General features: G+C 42.7%; 16 protein-coding genes and 2 pseudogenes. 10 read left to right on the top strand and 8 right to left on the bottom strand.

The window, feature by feature from the left end; genetic code table 11:
• Nucleotides 1-229: 229 nt before the first annotated feature.
• A complete protein-coding gene (locus MSSIT_RS07690) occupies nt 230-919 on the top strand; it encodes an HAD family hydrolase (protein ID WP_048174594.1) in 690 nt (229 codons plus the stop codon).
• Between the two features lie 959 nt (nt 920-1,878).
• Here the strand turns inward: MSSIT_RS07690 and MSSIT_RS07685 are convergent.
• Nucleotides 1,879-3,174, bottom strand: a complete 1,296-nt coding sequence (locus tag MSSIT_RS07685; protein ID WP_048171373.1) for a nitrogenase component 1 — start codon at nt 3,172-3,174, stop codon at nt 1,879-1,881.
• Entirely contained in the window at nt 3,171-5,438 is a 2,268-nt protein-coding gene (locus MSSIT_RS07680; protein WP_048171371.1) for a nitrogenase component 1, read from the bottom strand. Before MSSIT_RS07680 ends, MSSIT_RS07685 begins: the two co-directional genes overlap by 4 nt.
• A gap of 117 nt (nt 5,439-5,555) precedes the next feature.
• Between MSSIT_RS07680 and MSSIT_RS25520 the strand changes: the two are divergent.
• The 5 genes and pseudogenes from MSSIT_RS25520 to MSSIT_RS07665 all read left to right on the top strand — a co-directional run bounded on the left by MSSIT_RS25520 (nt 5,556) and on the right by MSSIT_RS07665 (nt 7,118).
• A pseudogene (locus tag MSSIT_RS25520) lies at nt 5,556-5,929 on the top strand (DUF2099 family protein).
• On the top strand, nt 5,907-6,032 hold the full coding sequence (locus tag MSSIT_RS25510) for a DUF2099 family protein (protein ID WP_315968701.1): 126 nt from the start codon (nt 5,907-5,909) through the stop codon (nt 6,030-6,032). Before MSSIT_RS25520 ends, MSSIT_RS25510 begins: the two are co-directional and overlap by 23 nt.
• 255 nt (nt 6,033-6,287) lie before the next feature.
• Nucleotides 6,288-6,446, top strand: a pseudogene (locus tag MSSIT_RS25505) (DUF2099 family protein); the annotation flags it as partial.
• A 121-nt stretch (nt 6,447-6,567) separates the two neighbouring features.
• Nucleotides 6,568-6,789 (top strand): hypothetical protein, encoded by a 222-nt coding sequence (locus MSSIT_RS07670; protein WP_048171370.1) that lies wholly within the window; start codon nt 6,568-6,570, stop codon nt 6,787-6,789.
• Nucleotides 6,790-6,797: 8 nt separating this feature from the next.
• On the top strand, nt 6,798-7,118 hold the full coding sequence (locus MSSIT_RS07665; protein WP_048171367.1) for a YbjQ family protein: 321 nt from the start codon (nt 6,798-6,800) through the stop codon (nt 7,116-7,118).
• 353 nt (nt 7,119-7,471) lie between these two features.
• Here the strand turns inward: MSSIT_RS07665 and MSSIT_RS07660 are convergent, their stop codons facing one another.
• Complete coding sequence (locus MSSIT_RS07660) at nt 7,472-8,992, bottom strand: glutamine synthetase family protein (RefSeq protein ID WP_048171365.1); 1,521 nt, start codon at nt 8,990-8,992, stop codon at nt 7,472-7,474.
• Nucleotides 8,993-9,434: 442 nt separating this feature from the next.
• Here MSSIT_RS07660 and MSSIT_RS07655 point away from each other — a divergent pair, with 442 nt between their 5' ends.
• From MSSIT_RS07655 to MSSIT_RS07645, 3 genes are all read left to right on the top strand, one after another.
• A complete protein-coding gene (locus tag MSSIT_RS07655) occupies nt 9,435-10,616 on the top strand; it encodes an FprA family A-type flavoprotein (protein WP_048171364.1) in 1,182 nt (393 codons plus the stop codon).
• A 323-nt stretch (nt 10,617-10,939) separates the two neighbouring features.
• A complete protein-coding gene (locus tag MSSIT_RS07650; RefSeq protein WP_231590470.1) occupies nt 10,940-12,268 on the top strand; it encodes an APC family permease in 1,329 nt (442 codons plus the stop codon).
• A 703-nt stretch (nt 12,269-12,971) separates the two neighbouring features.
• A complete protein-coding gene (locus MSSIT_RS07645) occupies nt 12,972-14,144 on the top strand; it encodes a type III PLP-dependent enzyme (protein WP_048171362.1) in 1,173 nt (390 codons plus the stop codon).
• 2,225 nt (nt 14,145-16,369) lie between these two features.
• Here the strand turns inward: MSSIT_RS07645 and MSSIT_RS07640 are convergent.
• The 5 genes from MSSIT_RS07640 to MSSIT_RS07620 all read right to left on the bottom strand — a co-directional run bounded on the left by MSSIT_RS07640 (nt 16,370) and on the right by MSSIT_RS07620 (nt 21,960).
• Nucleotides 16,370-17,815 carry a 2-oxoacid:acceptor oxidoreductase family protein gene (locus MSSIT_RS07640; protein ID WP_048171361.1) on the bottom strand — a complete coding sequence of 482 codons (1,446 nt, stop codon included), beginning with the start codon at nt 17,813-17,815 and terminating at the stop codon, nt 16,370-16,372.
• A 2-nt stretch (nt 17,816-17,817) separates the two neighbouring features.
• A complete protein-coding gene (locus MSSIT_RS07635; RefSeq protein WP_048171359.1) occupies nt 17,818-18,873 on the bottom strand; it encodes a 3-methyl-2-oxobutanoate dehydrogenase subunit VorB in 1,056 nt (351 codons plus the stop codon).
• Nucleotides 18,874-18,895: 22 nt separating this feature from the next.
• The gene (locus MSSIT_RS07630) at nt 18,896-19,144 is read right to left on the bottom strand and encodes a 4Fe-4S dicluster domain-containing protein (RefSeq protein ID WP_048171357.1); all 249 of its coding nucleotides are present in this window, start codon (nt 19,142-19,144) and stop codon (nt 18,896-18,898) included.
• A 360-nt stretch (nt 19,145-19,504) separates the two neighbouring features.
• The gene (locus tag MSSIT_RS07625) at nt 19,505-21,178 is read right to left on the bottom strand and encodes an AMP-binding protein (RefSeq protein WP_048171355.1); all 1,674 of its coding nucleotides are present in this window, start codon (nt 21,176-21,178) and stop codon (nt 19,505-19,507) included.
• 227 nt (nt 21,179-21,405) lie between these two features.
• Nucleotides 21,406-21,960: a helix-turn-helix domain-containing protein gene (locus MSSIT_RS07620; RefSeq protein ID WP_048171352.1), complete on the bottom strand. Its 555-nt coding sequence runs from the start codon at nt 21,958-21,960 to the stop codon at nt 21,406-21,408.
• 924 nt (nt 21,961-22,884) lie between these two features.
• Between MSSIT_RS07620 and MSSIT_RS07615 the strand changes: the two genes are divergently transcribed.
• Nucleotides 22,885-24,660 carry a PKD domain-containing protein gene (locus MSSIT_RS07615; protein ID WP_048171350.1) on the top strand — a complete coding sequence of 592 codons (1,776 nt, stop codon included), beginning with the start codon at nt 22,885-22,887 and terminating at the stop codon, nt 24,658-24,660.
• Nucleotides 24,661-24,688 lie beyond the last annotated feature (28 nt).

Genomic DNA, 24,688 nt, shown 5'->3' with positions numbered 1-24,688 from the left:
ATTTTTGGATTGGTAACTTAAAATAGTCTTAATTAGGTATAATCCTTATTATCTACTTTGAAATTAGATTTTAAAGATAAATAAGTAATATTTTTACAAAATAATCTCTTTTGATTTTTTTTGGAAAAAAGAAGTAATTCAAAGGTAAATGGCAAAACCTCAACTGTGTATTATTATGCTAATATACTTATTTTCCAACCACATTATAGAAAACAAAAAAGGTATCATAATGCAAAAAAAATATCTGCTGTGGGATTTTGATAATACTTTAGCTTATCGGGATGGAATGTGGGGGCAGACAATATATTTCCTATTACAAGAATATGGATATCATAGCGTTGAACTTGAAGATATTAAAACACATCTTATCACGGGCTTTCCTTGGCATACCCCGGAAATATCTCATGAAGAATTTTTTGGTGGCATCCAATGGTGGGATTATATGACGTTGCATTTCTCAAAAATAATACATGAATTTGGGATTAATGAGATATTATCAACTGAAATTGCAAGTCAAATAAAAATGAAATATTTGGATATTACAAAATGGCATCTTTATGATGATACAATTCCTTGTTTAGAACGAGAAATAGATGAAAGTTATGAAAATATAATAGTTTCAAACCATGTACCTGAATTATCCCATTTGGTAAGAGATTTGAGAATAAGTAAATATTTCAGTCAAGTATATTCATCGGCACATTTAGGCTATGAAAAACCAAATCTCCAAATATACAGGAGGGTGCTTGACAAACTTGAAGATACCAGTGACGTAACAATGATTGGTGACAGTTATACTGCAGATGTTGAAGGGGCGAGAAATGCAGGAATCAAAGCAATATTGGTAAGAAAAGAGAACACTCACAATTATCAAAACTATTGTAAAGGTTTAGATGAAATTTATAATATCTTACTCTAGGGAAATACAAGAACTCGAAAAAGACGATCCAGGTTAGGATGTAGCTTGACTAAGTTATTATGTTTATCACAAATACCTTTACCGTTCATATATTTCCTAAAAATTAAGAATGCAGAAACATTTAAAAGAAATAGCTAATCCACCAACGCTTCTTACTTCATTCAACAATCAATCCCACACACTATTATGACAACTTGTTATTGTTTATCGATAGTTGAATTTGTATATAAATTTTCGTAAGGTTCAATCCTTGTTTTAGTGTCCATAGTATTCAGCCAACGAATTATTACAATCATAGTCAGCAAACATCGCTAATCAAAAATAATACTTACCTATCAGCTCTTTGCAAGCCCTGCAACGAGTTTGTATCGAAAACAGATAGATTTGCACTAATGAAAAGAAAATATTGAAAGACAGTTAGTAACAGGAAAATACGATTTTTCGGAAAAACATTGATGTATTTTACATTTCGACCCCCCTCTTAAAAATATGATGAATTTTTCAACAACTGATTCAACTTATTTAATCCGTTGCGAACACATAATCAATAAGTTTGATGAGTTTGACTTGAATTCTACATAGTTCTAAAAAACCAAGTCTAAATTTAAGGGATCTACTGAAAAATAAAACAAGATTTGCTAAAATTTTTCAAAATTATTCTTAAATGGATGAGTATAGGTATAATTAGCAATAAACTTTATGAATAAAAAAATTAAGTTGGTTTTTTTGAGGGGGGGTCGAAATGCAAAATGTACAAAAAATATATTTTTTGATGCTAGTAACACATCCGCTGAAATTTAAGGGAAAAATTGCCTGAAAGGCAGAAAAGCGTGTAAGTTCTGATTTTAGAAAAAGTGGATCAATGTTTATTCATTGCTTTACCAGAACTTACACTATCTTTTTCCTCGCACGCTTCAATCTCGTTCATTTCTTCTCTTTCCTGCCCTTCAAATGGATGTTCATTTGGAACGCAGTCCGTTAACGATTTCCTCAAGGAGGAGGAGAGAACCCGAAACTCCCAGATATGTTTTAGGAATTAGGTGGATATAGCCTTCTTCCGGAAGGGCGATTTCGATGCCGGTTTTACAACATCCCTTTGCTTTTAAAAGCTGAAGGGTAGGGCCGTCAGCAAAAGCGATATCAGCCGATTCGAGGGAAGGATCCCGGTTCCAGGCTTCGCAAAAGCCCTTTTCCTCCAGAAAAGTCCTGAGAGATTCTGCTATTTCGGGGTCGCTTCCGGGAAGTAGTTTTACTGCAAGGGGAGCCATTCCCAGATAGGAGTAAAGCCAGTGTGTAAGGGGAAAAGCAAGGGAGCTTTCAGCCCTGATTGAAAAACTGGCTCCTTTGGGAAGCCCTGAATAAGAATGAAAACGCGAAATCTGCCGGTAACTGACCTGTCTGGCTTTCCGCACTTCCGCAAGGGCAGGCGCAGGATCGATATCCAGGGCGATCGCAACTTCCCTCAGCAGGCTTTCAGTTGCATCAAATCCCAGGGGAGCCCCGAAAGAAGAAAACACGATAGGGGTCCCTAAGCGTTCCCTGTACCATTCTGCGATCCTTCGGCCGTATTCGGGGAAAAGAACGATATTACATACGGCATCGCCTGATTCCCGGATTTCGTCGAGGGAAGTGCCTGCAAGGAAAGCGGCCCCCACTTCCAGCCCCAGGAAAGCCAGAAGCCGCTTCATTTCTGCAACAGACCCTTCCCAGTATTTTTGGAGAAGGGAAAGCCCTATCAAGTTCACTTTTTTCTTTGAATTCTGGCGATGAAGGGGACCGTGGATGGAATGGGGTTTAAGGTGTTCGAGCAAGGCAATGGAAACATTTTCAAAACCCCGAGCTGCGGGAAGGGAAAAACCCGGGTTTTCCACCACAAAACAGCGGTCCTGCATTCCCGCCTTTTTGATCACACTCTCAAGATCGTCTCCCACAAGGCTTGCTCCTGGGGAATTAATCACCATCAGCAGGTCTTTTTCCTTTGCTGCTATTGCTGCAAGTGCCCTTTCAAACTTTTGAAGGGAACCACGGATGTAGTCTTCCCCGTCCAGGCAGGTGCAGGGAACCCTGGGCTGCCCGAAATAGAACTCGTCCTGGAACGCCAGGGGGTCATGGGAACTTTCCCTGGGAAACTGCCTATCCGAGAGAAAACTGTGGTATAACTTGCACCCTGTAGGCCCGTTCAGGATCACAGCCGCATCCCTGATTCCTTCTACTGCGAGGATAGAACCCGTAAAAGCGTCAGGGGAAAAAATCAACTTTCATCACCTCTGTCGTACTTCCACCCTTCCGTAACCGGTAGCCGCAGAAGTGTACTCCAGCGTTTTGCAAGTTCAAGTCCGCTCAGGAACCCGACCTGCGGGGAGAAGGGAATGGTATCGTAATGAACTCCGTCTTCAGGAACCGAAGGAGCATAATTCGAAAGGACAAGGTCCGGCATGAGAATCCTGACATCCCTGGCCCTTTTTTCATCCGTATAGTCCCTCTCCACATGGAAGGCGTCAGAGGATAGGAAACCCGGGCTTCCCCCCCCGAAAAACGAGACCGAAATCCCAACTTTGACGATTTCCATTCCCAGGTCCCGGATAGTGTCCAGAACCCAGCCGATATCCTCGGTGTAGCTCACCACAAGTACTCGTTTTCCCGAGAGCTGGGGTGCATATTTTTCAATCCCTGCCCTGTAATGCTCTTTTTGTTCCTCCAGCAGGGGAGAGGGATCTTCTCCGGGAATCAGGTGTGCTGTTAGGGCTTTTACCCAGAGGGAGCTTTCCCGGAAACCCACAGGAAAGGGAAGCTCAAAAAACTCAAGCCCGAAACGGTCGGAGAGGTATGCCTGCAGGGCCCGGGTATCGGGGTCGTCACAGGCCAGCATGTTGATTTCCGCTTTTTTAAAAGAGCGAAGGGAAAGGGTATCTGCCCCTTTTAAAAACCTGCAGTTGACTCCGTACCCTAACTTTTTGAGCAGCCCTTCGATCGTACGGAAGTGTTCCTCTTCTCGCAGGGAAAAACTCCTTTCTCCGATAATGTTGACCAGGCATTTTTCGGGCGTTACGGAAGGATCAATCAGGTCAGCAACCCGTTTGTACCCCTCAAGCAGCCCGGCAGAAAAGTCTCCCGTAAGTACCCCTTCTACGGGGACGGGGATGACCCTTGCTCTGGGAAAACGGGTTTTTACCCTTGAAGTTGCCCTTTTTACGTCATCTCCTATGATACCTCCCGGGCAGGTGCTCACCACAAAGACCGTTTGCCAGCCGGCTGAAAGGGCTTCTTCGATTTTTCTCTCAAGCTTTTCAAGCCCTCCGAAGATGATATCCTCTTCCTCCATATCTGTTGGCAGGAGGCCTGGGACCTGCTTTACTTCACCTGCATTTATTCCGCCCCCCCTTAAAAACGAGCACGTAAGGGCATCGGCCGTGATATGGGTACAGCTCCTCGGCCCGTGCAGGACCGTGGCGGCATCGCTAACTTGGAAAGTAGCAGTTACAGCCCCTGAAAACGCACAGCCGTAAAGAGGAGGCCTGGAAGGAAGGGGCGTAGGGGACTGTATGAGCACTTCTTCGGGAGTTTCTGCAGAATTTGTTTCGGGAATTCCGGACGGGATTTCTGCAGAAGGTCCTTTTTCCTGGCAGCGGGAACAGGACTCTGCACCGGTTTGTTCATAAGGTGCAGGATCTGTAGCGAATGGCTTCATGCAAACCCTTTCTCGTCTCCCCAGCACCAGAGCTTCAAGCTCAAGGTCACCGAGGGGGTTTGCAGGATGAAGCAGATTTCGATCCTTTTCAAGAGTTTCAACATACACTGCCAGATCCCTGAAGATTCCTGCAGAAGCAGAAGAAGGGAAGGCTTCTGCCAGGGTTTTTCCGGCTTTTTCAGCTTGAGAAAAGACCTCGTCCCTGGGGATGGAGGCAAGCACAGGCAGCCCTACTGCCCGGGAAAAGGTAAAGACCCTTTCTTCCCCGGAAAAAAGCCCCCGGCTGTTGAAGATGATGCCTGCAACCCTGGGTTTTGTGTCTTCAAAATTCCGAATACCCCGAAGTATGTTGTTGGCTGCGTACAGAGACATATATTCCCCGGAAGTTACCAGAAAAACCGCATCTGCATATTCTTTCCTGAGGGGGACTGCAAACCCGCCGCAGACTACGTCTCCGAGTACATCGTAGAGGACGACGTCAAAGGAAGAAGCCCTGAGTCCCAGGCGTTTCAAGACCTCAAAACTGCTCAGGATCCCGCGGCCTGCACAGCCGATCCCGGGTTTCGGGCCCCCTGCTTCCACGCAGGCGGTTCTTCCGTAGCCTTCAAAGACCAGGGCTTCAAGCTGCTGGGTTTCTCCGGGGGTTTCACGCATATAGTCCAGCACTGTGGGGATGGCAGTCCCACCGAGAAGCAGGCGGGTGGAGTCGTGTTTCGGGTCGCAGCCGACCTGCAGTACCCGCTTATTCAAATCGGCAAGGGCAGCCGAGAGGTTTGCAGAAACGGTTGACTTGCCTATACCTCCCTTGCCGTAGAGTGCAATCTGGATCACGTTTTTTCCCTCGATGAACTCCTGAACTTAAAAGGGAAAATATGCGGAAAGAGATAACTAATTGTTTTTCCTGTTTTGAAAGTCATATCTATATCCTTATTTACGATAAGCAATTAAATTTGTGCTTTACAACCCTGCCCGTATATTGTTATTATTTGCCATTATGTAATCAAAAATAATTCTGCCACTCCCCACTACACACAGAGTAATTTTATTGTTCTGCAGGCTGGGAGAGTTGTTGAAGTCGATGAACCTGAAGTTGAATGGTGTCCTATCTTTGCCAAGTTGCGTGGAATTCAGAAGATAACTTCGGAAGACTTCAGGAAGAACATGGAGTTCAGATCAGCGATTTCGGGATGTTTACTGAAAAACGCAAGCTGGAGCTCGAGGACTTTGTAAGCTTTGATGCTAGCGAAATTATGATGACGGATCTGAGCATGGGGTTACTTGACACAACAGTGACAGCCTGTGAAGGCAGCGACATCCCGTGAAGGCGCGGAACCGGCCACTTCCAACAACCTGATTGTCCAGGGAATGGGTGGAAGAATGTCCGAGCTTATCGAAACCGGACCTATCGATGGCATAATAAAATGAATCAAGGGACCCAGTAGAATCGTGCTTGACTCCCTCAACTGCAAAAATGGATCCAGTTGAAGGCGTGAAAAAGGCAGCCTAACTCGGGTACAAAAAGATCGCAGTAACCTCACCGTTTGGTGAAACTGCAAAAAAGTTAAGGAAACTTGAACCCTAACTCGGGCTTGATCTGATAGTAATCGGAGCCCATGTAACAGGTCTAAGTAAGGAAGATGTCCAGACACTTGTTGAAAATGCAGACATAGCTGTGCTTCAAAGTACATGAGAGAGCTTGTAAAGCCTCTTGCTCAGGGAGGAACTGCAGTACCACTTTTCGCCCTTACCCGGAAAGGAAAAGAACTTATTATCGAAAGGGCAAAGGATGTTACAAGCCCGACCAGGTTTTTCTATTGGGTCATAGCCCTTAAAAAGTAATTTGCCTGGATGAAACATGTCTATAAATATGAAGAAAGTAATATGTATCCTGTACTTATATAAAATCTCAAGCAACCTGGTTTCTGTGAAGAATTCCAATTTTGTTTGAAGAGATGTTTTTATGAACAGTAGCACAGCAATTAAAAATCTTGGTACCGGACTGGCAGTCATAGGCTTCATCTTGCTGCTGGGATGTGGTCTTTATAATTTTTTTACTACAGATTTCGGCCTGGTACTTAAAGTATCTATTGGAGCAATCATAACAGGCATAGTACTGGTTTTGTTGACCTTGATAAAGGAAAAAACGAGTGTTGGGGATAAGGAAACCGAAAGAAGATACTAGGTGAAAAAATGATAATCGCAACCACGGATACAGTAGCAGGAAAGGAGATTACACAAACCCTTGGAATGGCTCGCGGCAGTACCATTCAGGCCAAGCATCTTGGAAAGGATATCATGTCAGGACTGCGCAGTGTCGTAGGGGGTGAACTGACAGAATACTCCGAGATGCTTGAAGAGGCGAGGGAAAAGGCGATCAACCGTATGGTAGTAGATGCCGAAAAGATGGGGGCCGATGCAGTGGTAAACGTCAGGTTCATGACCTCAATGGTAATGGCAGGAGCAGCCGAAATACTTGCATACGGGACAGCTGTTAAAATATTGAATAAATGATAAAAGAAAGGGGATGAGGGATGGTCGTTTTCTCTCAGATTTAAATCCTTATAATCTAATTTAATAGTACTATCGAGGTTTTTCGTTCTCTTTTAATTTTTTTCTCTTAATTTTTCTTTCTCTTTTAATTTTCAACCCGGCGGTAGTTTTCTGTAAGTAAAAGAAGCCTCCGATTTCTTAAGGTATTCCGGGAAGAAGCTCAAATGGAAGAAGCTCAAATACAATCAGCGTGCGGAAAAAATCACAAAAAACAGGGAGAAAAGCGGATTTTTACAGGGCTCTGCCGTGGCAAGCATGAGCCCTGCATTTTTATGGGGATAAAGTTACCGGTTTGTTTTAAGATCCTGTCGGACTCAGGCAATATGGACGTAAGAGTCCACAAGTTTCTTGATTTCTTCGTTCTTGCCGTAAAGCCTCTCACTGAGCTGGTAGTCGTCGAATGATTCAAGGAATTTTACAGTGTCGTTGATCATGCCTTCAGTGAAGACATCGTACTGGGTGAAGACGTCCTTACATTTCTTCAGGGCCTGGGCGGACTCGTAGCAGGAAGCCGGAAGGTGCTCAAGCTGAGCAAGTCTGTCTTTGTGTTCGTCCTTGAAGATGTTCACGTCGATGTAGAGGTTCTTTGCAACCTCAAGGGCGTTGTCCATTTCAAATCCGTGGCGGATACCTACAGCAAAGGCTGCAAGGAGGAGGTAAAGGTCAGCTGAGGGGTCTGCAGCGCGGAATTCGAAGGTAGACTTATAGCTGTGGCTCTTGAAATCCTCGCTGTAGTTAGGGTTGACCTGAGCAATCATCTTGCTGCAGTTGTCGGAGAACCAGCCGAGAGGGACACGGATCAGAGCAGAACGGTTCCTGTCTCCCCAGCAAATGTTGGTTGGGGCTTCCTGGTGAGGAACGAGACGCAGGTAGGATGTTGGGACCCTGTTTCCAAAAGCGGTGATTCCTGCTGAAATATCAAGAAGGCCGGCCATTGCACGCTTTGCAGTGTCACTGACATCGCCATTCTCGACCATTACACTCTTTCCGTCCTTCAGAAGCTTCATGTGGACGTGCAGTCCGCTTCCTGCTTTTCCTACAGTGATCTTAGGGGCAAAGCTGATAACCACACCGTACTGGTCCGCAAGCATCCTGAGCATCCACTTTGCAATAAGCAGGCGGTCAGCACTGTTTTCAAGAGTGTCGGTTTCGAATTCGATTTCGTTCTGCTCATAGTAGTAGTTGCCATCAGTGAAGTTCCCTACTTCGGAGTGGCCATACTTGATTTTTCCGCCAGCTTCGGAGATGTACATCATTGCTTCTTTCCTGAGCTGGTCGTATTTGGTAAAGGGATTGGACTCGTGGTACCCTCTCTGGTCAACAGCCGGGAAACCCATGTTGACTTCCTCTCTGTTGGCAATGATGTAGTATTCCAGCTCGCCCATTGCCTGAAGTTCGTAGCCCGTCTTCTCAGTCAGGACCCGGGAAGCCTTCTTCATGACGGTTTCTGAAGCGCTTACGAGAGGGGTTCCATCCTTGTCGAAGTAAGAACAGAGGATGTCCACAGTGGGGATTTCCTCAAAAGGATTCACGAAAGCAGTCCTGTATTTGGGGAGCACATAGAGGTCGCTTGTGTCTGCCTCGATGTATGAAAAAAGACTTGAACCGTCTACCCTCTCACCGGCAGAAAGTAAGTTGTCAAGGTGCTCTTCATCTCTGATCACAAAGGTAAGGGCTTTAAGTCTCCCATCGCCACCGACATAGCGGAAATTCAGCATTTTAATTCCGTTTTCCTTGATGAACCTTATAATGTCATCCTTGGTGAACTCGCTTGCTGGCTTATTGAGGTACTGTACCAGTTTGTTCGGATTCAGTTCTACGTTTGATGTTTTCATAAAGTATCCCTTCTTAGTTGATTGATGAAATATTCGAGTATTCAAAGCCTCATTTCAATACCGAATAATTTCAGGCTTAATGGTTGCCTTATCAAGCATGATAATGTAAATTTTGCCTGAATAGGAAAGTGATAACTTACTGCTGTCTATATAAGGTTTTTCATTTTTTTATTTTTTTTGAAAAATATTGGGTGTTAAAAAGCATTATGAGCTTATGCCTTCTAACTATTTTTCCGATAGAAAGAACAGGTAAAAAATAGAGGGAGTTTCTTGCCAAATATATTTAATTGGAATAATAAATATAGGAAAATATAGTAAATTAACATAGCTCCAACAAATTATGTTTTGAGCTTCGGGGGAACAGTTAAAAATTTCTGTGTATTGAATTTTAGTATATTTTATTTTGGGAGTTAATGATTCAGAAGAGAGATGGAGGTAAAGTATGGAAACCTACAATATCCCGGAGATTACAAGGAATGTTTTCGCGGTTGGGTCAAAAGACTGGAACCGCAGGATCTTCGATTCTTTAATCCCGCTGCCAGAGGGTACAAGCTACAATGCCTATCTCGTAAAAGGCGAGAAAAAGACAGCACTTATAGATACCGTTAATCCGGGATTTGAAGAAGAATTGGAAACAAAAATTAACGTGGTTTCGGACCTGGAAAAACTAGATTACCTGATAATGAACCATGCCGAACCTGACCATGCCAATGCGATTAGATTTGTCCTTGAAAAAGCTCCTGAGGCCCTGTTTGTCACGACCGAGAAAGGAGTAAAGATGGCAAAGCTTTATCACGAGCTGCCTGAAGCCCGGATCAAAGTCGTTGCCGAAGGGGACAGCCTTGACCTTGGAGGAAAGACCCTTCATTTCATAGAAGCTCCCTGGCTCCACTGGCCAGAAACCATGTTCACATACATTCCCGATGATAAGGTCCTTTTCTCATGCGACTTTTTCGGGGCACATACAGCACAGGGAGTATACGACGAAGATATCGAGGAACTCGTTTCTCTTGCAAAGCGCTACTACGGGGAGATCATGATGCCCTTTGCGAAAATGGGAGCCAGAGCCCTTGAGAAAATTAAGGACTTTGGGATCGAAATAATTGCCCCAAGCCACGGGCCGATATACAAAAACCCGAAGCGAATCCTGGACCCGTATGAAAAATGGACTCAAGGAAAAACCGAGAACAAAGCCCTTATTGTTTATGTAAGTATGTGGGGTTCCACCCGGGAGATGGTCCGTACAATTGCAGAAACCCTGCTAAAAGAAGGAGTCGATGTCAGAATGTATGACCTTGCGGCCTCGGATATAGGAGATGTTGCAAGGGAACTGGTTGATTCCCGAGCTGTAGTCTTTGGAACGCCGACAGTCCTGGGAGGTATGCACCCGCTTGCCCTTTACGGCACTTACCTGGTAAAGGCCCTCAACCCCCCGGCAAAGTACGGGGTTGTGCTCGGGTCCTTTGGCTGGGGAGGAGGGGCACTGAAGCAGGCAGGTGAACTCCTGGGCCCTTCTAAAATGGAGATTATGGGCACCCTTCAGGTACAGGGCAGGGCCAGCAAGGAAGACTTAAAAAAAGTTGAGGAAATAGGGCGAGAACTGGCTCGAAAAATGAAGACATAAATATTGAAATAGGATACAAATATTTAAATTAATGATTTAAGTTTTCTGGCCGAAAAAACCTATTTTACCGATTTCCCAGGTTTCTCCCGGGTAATCCGGCTGAGGAGCCATTCTTAACCTTTTGAATAGCATTTTTGAATATCCGTAAAGGGAAACACCCAGAATTGCTCCCCATAAATGTATAGGACTTTCGACTCCTGCCCATCCTCTACAAGCTGAAAATGCTTAGTTTTTGCGCATTTTATCCAAATTCATAGTACAATTTTTCATTAACTTTTGTGTCATTTACCCGAATTTAGAAATATAATTTCATCTGGTATATAATGTTTGAAGCTAAATATAATTCTGAAAATCTTATGGAAAGGAAATCGGAACTAAAAAGAAACCTGAGTTTACTCGAAATTACTCTGGTCGGAATTGGAGATATTCTTGGAGCAGGGATCTATGTGCTTATGGGAAAAGCTGCGGGTCTCGCTGGCAACATGGTCTGGGCTTCCTTTCTGTTTGCAGGATTTACCGCTTCACTTTCCGCTCTAAGCTATATGGAACTTTCTTCCATGTACCCTCGAGCAGGAGCAGAGTATGTGTTTGCGAGGAAGGCTTTTGGAGAACGTACAGGTCTATTTGTAGGGCTGCTGGTCATCTATTATGTAGCAATTACCGCTTCTGCGGTTGCTCTCGGCTTTGGGAGGTACTTCAGTACTATTTTCGGAGGTGGAATTCTAATAGGGGCGATAAGCCTGTATATACTCCTGAGCCTTGTAATGGTTTACGGGATCAAGGAGTCAGCCCGACTGGCTATTCTCATGACCTTTATAGAACTCTCAGGTCTCCTGATAATTATTTACGTAGGGATTCCCTATCTTGGTACGGTAAATTATTCTGAAACCCCGAGCCTCTCAGGAGTTTTTGAGGCTTCTGCCCTGATTATCTTTGCATTCCTGGGGTTTGAAGATATTGTAAGGTTATCCCAGGAAACAAAAGATGCGGAGAAAGCAACTCCAAAAGCTTTGTTTATTTCCATCTTCGTCACCATTTTCCTCTATATCTGTGTGGCAGTAACTTCTGTGAGTGTGCTTGATTTTCAGGTTCTCGGAATTTCGGATATCCCGCTTGCTGAAGTTGCAGCTGTCGCTTTTGGGGAAAAGGCTTTTGTCCTTCTTTCCTGGATCGCGCTTTTTTCCACAATGAATACAGTACTTGTGGTTATGCTCGGAGGGTCAAGAATTGTCTACGGCATGGCAAATTCGGGTTCGCTTCCGAAAATCCTCGCACGGGTACACCCAAAGCTCAAGACCCCCTGGACTGCAATTTTCGGAATTGCATTATTTTCAAGTCTGTTTGTCTTCCTTGGAGACATAGCAACGGTAGCAAATATTGCGAATTTTATGATTTTTATTGTCTTTTTTATAGTCAACGTCTCCCTAATAAAACTCCGATACACCGACCCGGAGAGAAGGCGCCCTTTCAGGGTCCCTGTCAGTATAGGCCGTTTTCCCATAATTCCAACTCTTGGGGCTCTATCCGCTGTTTTCCTTTTTTCCCAGATCAGTAAAGAAGTCATGCTTTACGGATTTTTCCTTGCAGGAATAAGTGCAATACTAGTGTTACTTAAAACCGGAAAAAGGAAGGATAAGCTCTTAACTGGCTGATACATCCAATTTCAGTTAAATCTCTTTCTTCTCACCTTATTTTGCTTATCTCATTTTGCTTATCTCATTTTTCAAATTATAATTACTTACGTTAAACAGATCGAAAGATAAATATTATAAAATAGTTAAGTGCATAAAGGCATTTCAGCCAGGAAAATTAAAAGGAAAATAAAGAACTATTTAGTCAAATAAAAGTTCATATAAGCTTTAATACAAAATTATTCCCATAAAAAGGAGTTTTTCACCTTGTTTATTCGGTTAAATTCTTATTTTACATTTAAACAGCAAGCATATATTTCCGAAAAATACAGGCTTTTATGGAGAATTTCAACATATAAGCAGGATTATACTGCTTTTAATAGGTGAAAAAAGAATATAGAGGGATTTAATTTCTTAAAAAAGGCAAATAAAGGATTTTTCACTAATTTGACTATTTATGGTGAATATTATTTGATTTTAGCTCTTTTTGAGTCTTGATATTCAACAAGAATTAGTTTTATATACATAAACTCCAATTTGATTCGTTTTATTTCAGGGATTATCTGCATTATTAATTATAAATCTCAAAACCGAAATAAATCCATAATTTACTAAAAATTTATAAACAGAATTGCTCAAATATAACCCAACGGACTATTACTCGGTCCGTAATAAAATTTCAACCCCGCTTACAAAAAATTTAAGGTTAAAAAAGGGAGTAGATATGAGAAAAGAGCTTTATGAGTTCCCGCTGGAGGACTTCATTCCCAGAGAAGAATTTAACAAAATCAAGAAATTCTCCCGGGCTAAAGAAACACCGTTCCTGGTCATTGATCTTCAGAAAGTAGAAAGAAGTTATGACGAACTTGTAGAGCACATGCCTTTTGCAAAAATTCACTATGCTGTAAAGGCCAATCCTATGGATAAGATAGTGCTTGCTCTGAAGAATAAAGGTTCCAACTTTGATGTGGCAACGGTTTACGAACTTGATCAGGTGCTGAGGCTCGGAGTGGGGCCTGAGAGGATAAGCTACGGAAACACTATCAAAAAAGAAAAGGATATAGCTTATGCCTATGAGAAAGGGGTAAGGCTCTTTGTTACTGATTCAGAAAATGATCTGAAAAAATTATCCAGAAAAGCTCCTGGCTCAAGGGTTTTTTTCAGGGTTCTTACCGAAAGTGACGGGGCAGATTGGCCTCTTTCCAGGAAATTCGGCTCCCATCCTGACCTTATATACAAACTGATTCTGAAAGCTGAAAAACTCGGGCTTGAACCCTACGGACTCTCTTTCCATGTAGGTTCCCAGCAAAGAGATATCGGACAGTGGGATAATGCAATCTCCAAGTGCAAATACCTTTTTGAAGCAGTAGCCGAAAAAGGGATTCAGCTGAAAATGATTAACCTCGGGGGAGGCTTCCCCGCAAAATACCAGGCTCAGGCAAATGACCTTGAGACCTATGCCAGGGAAATCCGCCGCTTTTTACACGACGACTTCGGAGAAGAGCTTCCCGAAATCCTTATCGAACCCGGAAGATCTCTGGTTGCCGATGCCGGCATAATTGTAAGTGAAGTCGTTATGATCTCTAAAAAAGCCAGGTTCAACCAGTACAAATGGGTTTATCTTGATATCGGAAAGTTTGGCGGCCTTATTGAGACCCTTGACGAATGCATCAAATACCCGATTTTTTGTGACAAAAAAGGTTGTGCAGAAGAGGTCATCCTTGCAGGTCCAACCTGCGATAGCATGGACATCCTCTATGAGCAACATAAATATTCCTTTCCCCATACTATGAGAGAAGGAAACCGCGTCTACATATTCACAACAGGAGCCTATACCCAGAGTTACTCTTCTATAAATTTTAACGGCTTTCCCCCTCTCGAAGCTCATCTTATCTGAAGGGCAGCCGCCCTCATATTTTAAGCAACCTGCTGTGCTCCTGATTAAGCAAAGGAAAATTGTAAGTCAGAAAAGTCCCGATATCTTTTAAAAAATCCTCTTATTCAAGAGATTGCAAAAGGTTTATCAAGTGAGTAATACTATATAATTAATCGTTATAATAGATCGTAGATTGAGAGTAATAGGGTTTCCTCTCAATCCAGGGTTGGATCGCAGGAAAGGACATCGAGGATAGGGACTCGAATCCTACCTGCGCTAAACTAAGAATTAATTATAACTAAGATTTTTTTAGGCTATTATAATTAAATTACGGATTTTCAAGCAAAATTCCCAGATGAAATATACTTCTAAATTAAATTTTATACTGGCTTACTCTTTTTTAGGATGTATTTATTTTAAATAAACCTTATAACCGTTCCTAAATTTCTAAATTTATTATGTCTTTAATTTAGCTGACATAGACAAGAGAAACATAAATAATTTTTTAGAAGTTATTAAAAATCACTTTTTTGATGTATACAATATTTACTTTTATCCATCAGAATTGAAAAATCAGCTAGCTCTAACAGGCTGTGAGACCAACAAGATAAATTTCTACACTCAATTATTGTAGTTATTGTTAGAGTAGGAATAAATCAATATGATAGAATAAGTATCAATAAGATAGAATATTGTATCTTTAGCATGAGATTCTTATCCATATTTAGTGGCATTGAAAATTTGTTTGCTGTAATAATTTTTAATAGCCTCAAAAAAAAAGATATTCATTGGTTTTTTTAAGCGGTTATGATATATATGTCCACATGATTATAAAATAGATGTAGATTGAGGGTTAAAGGGTTTCCTCTCAATCTAGGGTTGGATCGCAGGTAGGGACCCCGAGAATAGGGACTCGGCCCCTACCATCTACTTCTAAGCTAATAGCCATCTTTTAAATCTTTATACTGAAGCTTATTTTAAATGAGATCCATGCAAGCAAATATAATTACTTTCAATTACTTTCATATTATTTTTTACAGTACTTTTTTCTTTTTCATAATGTTGTTACCATAAATAAGCTTTATGATTGTTCTCATTATTATTGATCCTTATTATTTAATTAGTGAGAGGAAATACGACTGGAAAAATGAAAAATAATTAGATAGTTTAAAATAATTAGATAGTTTAGACAGTAGATAGTTTAGACAGCTGGATTAATAAGATTATTATAATTATATTAAAACTTTCATAAAACTTTCAATGGCATTAAAAGTTCAAGTCAGACAAAAAAATATATCCAATTTAAAAATTTGAATTAAAAAAAGTTTTTTGGAGCGGTTATGATATATATTACAGGATCGTTATAAAATATAGGAGATTGAGAGTAAGGGTTTCCTCTCAATCCAGGGTTGGATCGCAGGTAGGGACCCCGAGAATAGGGACTCGGCCCCTACCATCTACTTCTAAACTACTATTTAATGGTACTACGATTTCTATGATAGCTAATTTTCAGTCAAATTCCTGGTTTCAACTTAGTTTATTAAATTCATTTACTTTCAAAGTAATTTTTATGAACGCTTACTCTTTTTTATAATGTGTTTATTTTTAATAAACCTTATGACCGTTCCTAAATTTTTAAGATTCTTTCGTCAGTATGCCTACAGGCTGTGAACATTTCATTTCTTCAGCTACGTTCCGTTGAGTATAGACCCTAAATAAAAATCTTGAAAAAAAGTGTGCTATAATAAGGAATTTAAAGAACGGCAAAATAAAGCTGGAGAGGTGATGAATTTGGTTTTGCCGTTCTATATTAACTACGACTTCCCTCAACTATTTTAATGTTTCCTTTAGTCCTGTTGCCGCGAGGAAGATTAAAAGCAAAAGAGAAAATCGAAATTTTCAATTTTAATGACCAAACCTCTTTATAAGGACAAACAGGAAATACAGGGGGTAACAGAGAAAATTAAACAACAATGTATTTTAAATCAACAAGGCTTTTTTCCTGTTAGATGTATTTTGCCTGAAAGTGCTTCAATTACTTTCAAAGAGAAATGATAAAGAGTCACCGTGAGTGAAACTCTCCACCTCACTAGCAAATTAGAGACCCGAGATTAATAAAAATAAGAATTAGCCTAAAAAGAGTGTTTACAGGCGGATCTGGCTCTTTTCTCCGCCTGCTTGGTTGTAAGACATTTTCTTATATCAACGTATTTTACCTTCACATACACCTGAACCTTATACTTTTTTTATACTTTAACAGACTCTCTTACCCATGCTGCACCGGCTTCGAGCATCTGCTGGTTAAACTCGATAACTTTGGGTTTGCCTGCGAAGTTTTCGGCAAGGGCTTCTTTGAAGGCATCTTCTTCAAGGCCGGTTGCGTTCAGGCCCATAAGGACTCCGAGCATGAAGGAGTTTGCAGCTCTCTCATCGCCTGCTCCCTTAGCTTTTTCGGTTGCAGGGACTGCAATTGCTTTTACGCCTGTAGGGGTCGCGGCTTCCCCGATTGTTGAGTCATAGAGGATAAAGCCTCCTTCTTTTACTGCCCCTTCGAATCTCTCGAGGGAGGGACGGTTCATGGCTATAAGGATATCAGGGGTGTAGACCGTAGGCGAGCCTATATCCTGGCCAGAAATCACGACCGAGCAGTTTGAGGTTCCTCCGCGCTGTTCAGGGCCATAAGAAGGGAACCAGGAAGCATTGAGATTCGCTTTGACTCCTGCCTGGGCAAGGATAAGTCCCATGCTAAGGACACCCTGTCCTCCGAAACCTGCAATCTTGGTCTGGATCGGGGAAAAGTCAGCCCTTGAGGGTTTTTCTCCGGCTTCCGCTTCAATTCCGTAAAGCTTCTCAAGGGACTCTGTTGTAAAATCGCTGATCCCGCGGTGAAGGGGTTCGGCAGATTCGAAATTGTCCCTGAAGTTCCTGAGCGGGAATTCCTTTTCCATCTGCTCATTAATGAACTGGATAGCCTGCTCCGCATCCATCCTAAGATTGGTCGGGCAGGCTGCAAGGACTTCCACAAAAGCATAGCCTTTGCCATCACGCTGAACTTCAAGCGCCTTTCGAACGGCTTTTCGGGCCTTCCGGATATGAGAAATATCGGAAACCGAGACTCTTTCGATAAAGACCGGAGCCTTCAGGTTGTCCAGGAGCTCACACATATGAAGCGGGTAGCCTGCAAAGCGGGGATCGCGGCCCTGAGGAGTTGTAGTTGTCTTTTCCCCGATAAGGGTTGTTGGAGCCATCTGTCCGCCAGTCATGCCATACACGGTGTTGTTTACGAAAAAGACTGCAAGCTTTTCCCCTCTGTTTGCCGCTTGCAGTGTCTCGTTAAGACCGATCGAAGCAAGGTCTCCGTCACCCTGGTAGGAGACAACCACCGCATTTTCTTCAGCCCTTGAGACGCCTGTCCCAACAGCAGGAGCCCGGCCGTGGGCAACCTGGATATTGCCTGTGTCAAAGTAATAGTAAGCAAAAACTGCACAGCCCACAGGGCTGATCATAACTGTCCGGTCCTGGATTCCCAGGTCATCAATTGCCTCGGCGATGAGTTTATGCAAAACCCCATGTCCGCATCCAGGGCAATAGTGAGTGGCTGTCGGAGCTGCTCCTCCCTTGCGGGGATATTCCGCGTACAGAGCTTTCGGCTTTCTAATAACCTTTTCTCCATCAATGATTTCTGCTGCCATATTCATGCCTCCCCTGCAACCTTTCTTATTTTATCCATAATCTGGTCCAGGGTCATCAGGTTTCCTCCCATGCGGTTTACCAGCTCCACAGGCTGCGAGCAGCCGATTGCAAGTCTGATATCGTCTATCATCTGCCCATTGCTCATTTCCACTGAGATGAAAGAAGCTCCCTTATCTGCAAGGGCTTTTAACTGCGCTTCCGGGAACGGGAAGAGGGTTTTTGGCCTGAAAAGCCCTACTTTTATTCCTTCCTTTCTGGCAAGGTCTACGGCAGACCTGCAGATCCTGCTGCTTATGCCGTAAGAAACGAGTACGATTGAGGCGTTTTCGGTCATGTATTCATCGTAGTCAACCTCATTCTGTTTAATCAGCTCGTACTTTGCCTGCAGCTTCTCGTTGAACTGCCCGAGTTCATTGAAGTCAAGGAAGATAGAGGTTATCAGGTTAGGCCTGGTTTCGGCTGTGCCGTTGACTGCCCAGCTTGTATTGATTTCAGGAGCAAGCGCTTTTTTCGGAAACTCAAGGGACTCAATCATCTGCCCGAGCACTCCGTCAGCAAGTACGACTGCAGGGTTCCCGTATTTGAACGCCAGCTCAAAAGCTTTCATGGTAAAGTCACACATCTCCTGCACGGAGTTGGGAGCAAGTACGATATTCTTGTAGTTCCCGTGCCCCCCGCCTTTTACTACCTGGTTGTAATCTCCCTGTTCAGGTCCGATGTTCCCGAGTCCGGGGCCTGCCCTCATGATGTCGACAATCACACAGGGAAGTTCTGCGCCTGCAAGATAAGAAATTCCTTCCTGCATCAGGCTGATTCCGGGGCCTGACGAGGATGTCATTACCCTGTGTCCGGCTGATGCTCCCCCGAAGACCATGTTAATTGCAGCTTCTTCGGACTCGGCCTGCACGAATTTCCTTCCTATCATGGGTAAGTATTTGGAGGCATCATGCAGAATTTCACTTGCCGGAGTAATGGGATATCCGAAGAAACAGTCACATCCGGCATAAAGTGCACCAATGACTATTGCGGAGTTGCCTTTTACGAGTTGTGTTGCCATCTTTTTCCCTCCTGACCCTGCCTTATTCGGCTTCCTCCTTTTTAAGGGGAATATGGATTTCCAGTGCAAGGGGTTCAGGGCAGGTATAATAGCAGCTCGCACAGCCTGAACAGCCTTCTCCTTTATACTCTACGTAGTGGTAACCCCGGGCGTTCAGGTTATCACTCATGAAAAGCACGTTCTTCGGGCAGGCAAGAAGGCAGCGCCCACAGGCCTTGCACTCCAGAATGTTGATAACAGGGTACGGTTCTTTTTCATCATTTTTTGCCATATAGAATCCTCACGCTATTCTTCCAGTCCCTGTTTTTCTCCAGCCGGTATTATGGCAGACAGGAGAGGCTATCATTTTTAAGGGGCTTTCTGAATTCTAATCTTCTTGAATCTCTTTTATTCGTAAATTATAATCCTATTGAATTACAGCATCTATTAAAAAGTAAATCCGAATTATCTCTTCCTTGAGCAAACTTTTCAGGAAAAGTTTAAAGTACTTATTTCTTTTCTTTCTTTTCCTTTTTCTGATTTGATCAGGATTCCCTCCTTATACGAAGGAAAAAGAAAAACTGTAGCTTTGTTATTCACTTTTCAACAAAGCTCACGGCCATAACTGCAAATTAGCCCTTCTGCACGGAGCTCATAGGCTCTGGTCCTTATCACGGATTTCAACCCTGCGGATTTTTCCGCTGATGGTCTTCGGGAGTTCGGGGACGAATTCCACAATCCGGGGATACTTATAAGGAGCCGTGACATTTTTTACGTGATTCTGAAGCTCTTTCTTAAGAGCATCACTCGGAGTGTAATCCTTTGTAAGCACAATAGTCGCCTTGATGACCTGACCTCTGATAAGGTCCGGAACTCCCGTGATTGCACACTCGAGTACAGCCGGGTGCTGGATAAGAGCACTTTCTACTTCAAAGGGCCCGACTTTATATCCCGAGGTCTTGATTATGTCGTCGGCCCTTCCCACAAACCACAGGTATCCGTCTTCATCCATCCAGGCCATATCTCCGGTATGGTAGTAGCCGTCATGCCAGGCTTCCGCTGTCCTTTTAGGATCCTTTCCATAGTGGGCAAAGAGCCCTATCGGTTTTCTTTTTGTCGTGTTGATGACGATTTCCCCTTCTTCTCCAACCTCGCAGAGCCTTCCGTCCCTGTCCATAAGCTCAATCTTATATCCGGGAGTGGGCTTTCCGATAGACCCGGGTTTTGGTTCCATCCACGGGAAGGTCGCAATCGTGACAACGGTTTCAGTCTGCCCGAAACCTTCCATGAGTTTGATTCCGGTGAACTCAAGGAAGCGGTTAAATACTTCAGGGTTGAGGGGTTCACCTGCAACGACTGCATATTTCAGCGTACTGAAGTTGTAGTGGGACAGGTCTTCTTTAATCAGAAAACGATAGATCGTGGGCGGAGCGCAGAAGGTGGTGACCCCATATTTTGTGGCTTTCTCAAGCATGTTTCTGGCTTCGAACCGATCATAATCATAGACAAAAACCGCACAGCCGGCTATCCACTGCCCGTAGAGCTTGCCCCAGACACATTTACCCCAGCCGCTGTCCGCAACGGTATAGTGCAGCCCGTCTTCCTCCACGTTCTGCCAGTATTTTGCGGTCAGGATATGGCCAAGGGGATAGGTGTTGTCATGTTCTACCATTTTCGGGAAACCGGCGGTTCCGGAAGAGAAGTAGACAAGGCAGATGTCTTCGTTCTTTGTCGCAGCCTCACCTGCAGGACGTTCGAAGACCGGAGAACTTTCCTCAAGTTCTTTTCTGAAATCAATCCAGCCTTCCCGGGCTTCTCCTCCTACCTTGGCTTTTTTAAGAGGCACATCCCCACATTCGGCATGGGCTTCGTCTACCTGTTCCGGGACATCATCTTCGGCGATGCAGACGATCATTTTCAGCCCGGCTCTTTCGATTCTGTATACAATATCCCTGGTTTTTAGCATGTGGGTTGCAGGCACGGCTATTGCTCCGAGCTTGTGAAGCCCCAGGATGCAGAACCAGAAATCGTAGCGGCTCTTTAAGGTAAGCATTACATAGTCGCCTTTGCCTATGCCGTGCTTTACAAAGAAATTTGCAGCTTTGTCACTGTAATACTTCAGGTCTTTGAAAGTAAAAATTCTCTCATTTCCGAAATCGTCACACCAGATCATGGCAAGCTTCTCAGGAAAATTTCTTGCATAGGCATCGACCACATCATAGGCAAAGTTGAAGTTTTCAGGAACCAGTATTTTGAAGTTTTCCTGGAAATCCTCATAGGATTCGAAATCGGTTTTGGAAACAAATTGGCTCAGCAAGGAAGTCATTCTGGACACCCGTTTTAATTGATATTCTCTACAAATTTTATAGTTATCAGGCTTCTGGAGGCTGTATTTATATTTCAAAAAAACTCCAGGACTTTTCCCTTTATCTTGAAATTCTGCAGATCTTATAAAGTATTTATAAAGTATTCAGAGCTTTGAAACATGGTTACATTATGAGTAAGGTTATATTGTGAGTACAGTCCCCTTTTAAATGAAGTTACATTATACGGTTACATTATAACGGCCAGGAACCTGGCGGGTTCTCCTCCGATAGCTTCCATAGCGTGTTCAAAGTTGGAATCGAAATAAATAGAGTCCCCTTCATTAAGAATTATCTCATTATGGTGGATGTAGACCTTCAGGCTTCCCTCAAGCACATAATTGAATTCCTGTCCCGGATGGGAATTGGTTTCAGGTTTTGTTCCCTGGGGTTTGGGCTCGACCGTCACAATGAAGAACTCCGCTTTTTTGTGGATGAATTTTTCAGCCAGGTTCTGATATTTGTACTGTTTTCTCCTCTCGACACTTACCCCTTTTCCGTTCCTTGTGACGGTAAAAATATTCATGCGAGGCTCTTCTCCTGTCAGAAGAGTAGCCATGTCCACCTGCAACCTGTGTGCAATTTCAAAAAGTATGCTTGCCGGAATGTCCTCTGTTCCGCTTTCGTATTTCTCGTAGGTCTCAACTGAGACCTGAAGATACTCTGCCATTTTTTCGACAGAAATTTCAGACAGTTCCCGCAGTTCACGGACTCGAGCTGCAATTTCTTTTATTTTTTCCTGCATAGTGAAATCTTCTCCGGCTGGATTTTTTAAGAAACCTAACTTGAATATTTACATAAAAACCTTTGCGCTCTACCCAGGTTTACCTGAACCTTTCGGAAAAAATTCTTCCAGAACCATTGAAAATTATCATTAATATACATTACCATTTGTGATTGCAGTTCAAGAACTTTGAATTATTTTTGCCTGGAAAAGAAAAAAAAGTTTATAACGGAAACGGGGATGCGTACAAAGAATTAGGGAAGAGTTGAAAATAAAACGATGCGAGTGAGCTGCTGAGTAGACAGTGGATCTAAGTAGATAGTGGATAACTGACCATTTAGTTGATAGTGGGTTACTTAGCGGACGAATGCTCTGCCCAATAAATAAAACAATAAATAAAACCATCAACCACGTGTGGAACTATTAACCACCAAGGAAACTTTGATCCCGGGAAGATAAGAACCAATAGTCTACGAAGCCATATACATACAGTTTGCAGCCCATGACACATTTGTATAAAACACAATAGCCTAACAAATATATAATTAACAAATATATAATATATAACCTGCAACCCTAACAAATTTATGCATATACAATCTGTAACCTAACAAATCTATGCTTATACAACCGTAGTCAAATAATCAATTAACCTGTCCAATCATTTAATCAATAGAGTTTTCCAGCCCAATAACTCCGCAACTTATACAACCAGTAGTCTGAATAACCCTGCAACCTGTACAACAGCATAGTCAAAAAACAGGTTATTCTTTTCATACTTTATTGATTACTATTTTTCACCCTATTTAATTTTTAATTCTGTTTAATTTTTTATTAATTTAAATTTTAATATCTTTTTATTAATATTTATTTAAACCAACAATTTTATATCCTTTCCTTATAAAAACTTGTTAAGTAAATTTCCGGATATTTGTGGGGGCTAAAATGGCACAAACACAAACTTTCAGACGAACCTGCTTTTTAATGGCAATTTTTATTTTGATTTCAGTTTCAGAGATTGGAACGGCGTCAGAATTTCGTGTTTGGCCTGGAGAATCTATTCAGGATGCAGTAGATTCAGCATCTCCTGGGGATATCATCTTCATAGAGTCCGGAAAATATAACGAAAGTGTCCACGTTAACAAGAAAAATTTAACTATTGAGTCAGCTTCCGGAAATCCCGATGATACCTTTATTGCGGGAGATACTCCCGTAAGTTACGTTTTTGAAGTTGTTGCCAATGATGTAAAGATAAACTTTTTTTCAATAACTGATGGTCGCTGTGGAATTTTCCTGAACAATGTTGAAAACTGTGTAATAAACGGCAACAAAATTTCAAATCAGGAAGCGGGGATTTATCTGCTCAATTCCAGAAATAATCTGTTAACCAATAATATGGTATATGCAAACGAGGACTGTGGGCTCAAACTGCTGGCTTCTTCTGAGAACATCATATACGGCAACTACTTCGACAACGCAGAAAATGCCAGGGATAATAAGTTCAATATCTGGAATAAGAGCAAAGGCAACTACTGGAGTGATTATGGAAGTAAGGATGAAAACGAAGACGGGATAGGAGATACTCCATATGCTATTAACCCTAAAGACGGAAGTATGGACTACAGACCTTTAATAGAATATAGTCAGGAAACTCCGGTACTTCCCAAAGCCCTTTTCACATCAGATGTGACCGAAGGTTATACCCCCCTCGTAGTCAGGTTCAAGGATTTTTCGGAAAATGCTGCCTCACGGCTTTGGGACTTTGGAGACGGAAATTCCTCAAGTTATCCGAATCCTCAGCACACTTATTTAAGCGAAGGAACTTATAGTGTCACCCTTAACGCCAGCAATGAGAACGGGAGTGACTCGGCATCTGTAACGATAAATGTTCGAGATGCTTCCGAACTGGAAGGTCCCATACTTCCGAAAGCACAATTCATATATAACACCACAAGCGGACATATCCCTCTTGTTATAAAATTTGTTGATATTTCCGAGAATGCAGACTGCATTATCTGGTACTTCGGGGATGGCAAGACTTCCTGCTGCCCGGTACCCATGCATACTTTCTGCTCCCCCGGGAGTTATACGGTTTCCATTGCAGCTACAAATGAAAACGGAACATCTTCGGCATCTATAGTCGTAAACGCCCTGCCTGCCGAGAGTATAGAAAGTTCGGATGATGCTGCAAACAAGGGCAACTCTGATGAAAACGACGGATGTAGCGTCGTTAATGAAACTGGTAAGGATGCATTAGAAGACGCAGGGAACCCCGAACCTATCACAAGGTCAGAAAACACAGATAACCCGAGAAATTCTATTGCAGAATATGCCAGCGATACTGTAGATAAACTCGCCGATGCTGAGAAAATAATTAATGAAGAAGTAACTGAAAACTCCGAATCAGATTCTAACGGCGGAGGCGAGGAAACGGGAATTGCCAGAATTATCCACAGGGAAGAATTCGAAGCTATAAAAGATTCGGTTATCTCTACTGCCAGCTCGAACACTCTTACGGAAACTAAACTGGCTCTGGAAAATGAAACACTCAAAGTTCGGAAAAACGTCGAAGATTTTGTTGACGATTCCTTACCAGAATCCATAGGGGATTCCTTACCCGAGGTGGAGCAGAGAATCTCCCCCTGGATCCCTTCCTTCCTCGGGCTTGCAGGAGTAGTTTTCATTGTTTCGTTAATGAAAAGAGGCAAAAGAAGAAAGTGATATCACCGCAAAAGTGATATCATCCGGG

The sequence above is a fragment of the Methanosarcina siciliae T4/M genome (assembly GCF_000970085.1).
Classification (GTDB): Archaea; Halobacteriota; Methanosarcinia; order Methanosarcinales; family Methanosarcinaceae; genus Methanosarcina; species Methanosarcina siciliae.
The sequence above is the reverse complement of the archived record's forward strand: the minus strand, read 5'-3'. Positions and strand labels throughout refer to the sequence as shown.

Coding starts and splice junctions, on each gene's coding strand:
- MSSIT_RS07620 (WP_048171352.1), bottom strand. CDS start 21,960: ATGCAGGAAAAAATAAAAGAAATTGCAGCTCGAGTCCGTGAACTGCGG.
- MSSIT_RS07670 (WP_048171370.1), top strand. CDS start 6,568: ATGAACAGTAGCACAGCAATTAAAAATCTTGGTACCGGACTGGCAGTC.
- MSSIT_RS07640 (WP_048171361.1), bottom strand. CDS start 17,815: ATGGCAGCAGAAATCATTGATGGAGAAAAGGTTATTAGAAAGCCGAAA.
- MSSIT_RS07635 (WP_048171359.1), bottom strand. CDS start 18,873: ATGGCAACACAACTCGTAAAAGGCAACTCCGCAATAGTCATTGGTGCA.
- MSSIT_RS07690 (WP_048174594.1), top strand. CDS start 230: ATGCAAAAAAAATATCTGCTGTGGGATTTTGATAATACTTTAGCTTAT.
- MSSIT_RS07665 (WP_048171367.1), top strand. CDS start 6,798: ATGATAATCGCAACCACGGATACAGTAGCAGGAAAGGAGATTACACAA.
- MSSIT_RS07650 (WP_231590470.1), top strand. CDS start 10,940: ATGTTTGAAGCTAAATATAATTCTGAAAATCTTATGGAAAGGAAATCG.
- MSSIT_RS07630 (WP_048171357.1), bottom strand. CDS start 19,144: ATGGCAAAAAATGATGAAAAAGAACCGTACCCTGTTATCAACATTCTG.
- MSSIT_RS07645 (WP_048171362.1), top strand. CDS start 12,972: ATGAGAAAAGAGCTTTATGAGTTCCCGCTGGAGGACTTCATTCCCAGA.
- MSSIT_RS07625 (WP_048171355.1), bottom strand. CDS start 21,178: ATGACTTCCTTGCTGAGCCAATTTGTTTCCAAAACCGATTTCGAATCC.
- MSSIT_RS07615 (WP_048171350.1), top strand. CDS start 22,885: ATGGCACAAACACAAACTTTCAGACGAACCTGCTTTTTAATGGCAATT.
- MSSIT_RS07660 (WP_048171365.1), bottom strand. CDS start 8,992: ATGAAAACATCAAACGTAGAACTGAATCCGAACAAACTGGTACAGTAC.
- MSSIT_RS07655 (WP_048171364.1), top strand. CDS start 9,435: ATGGAAACCTACAATATCCCGGAGATTACAAGGAATGTTTTCGCGGTT.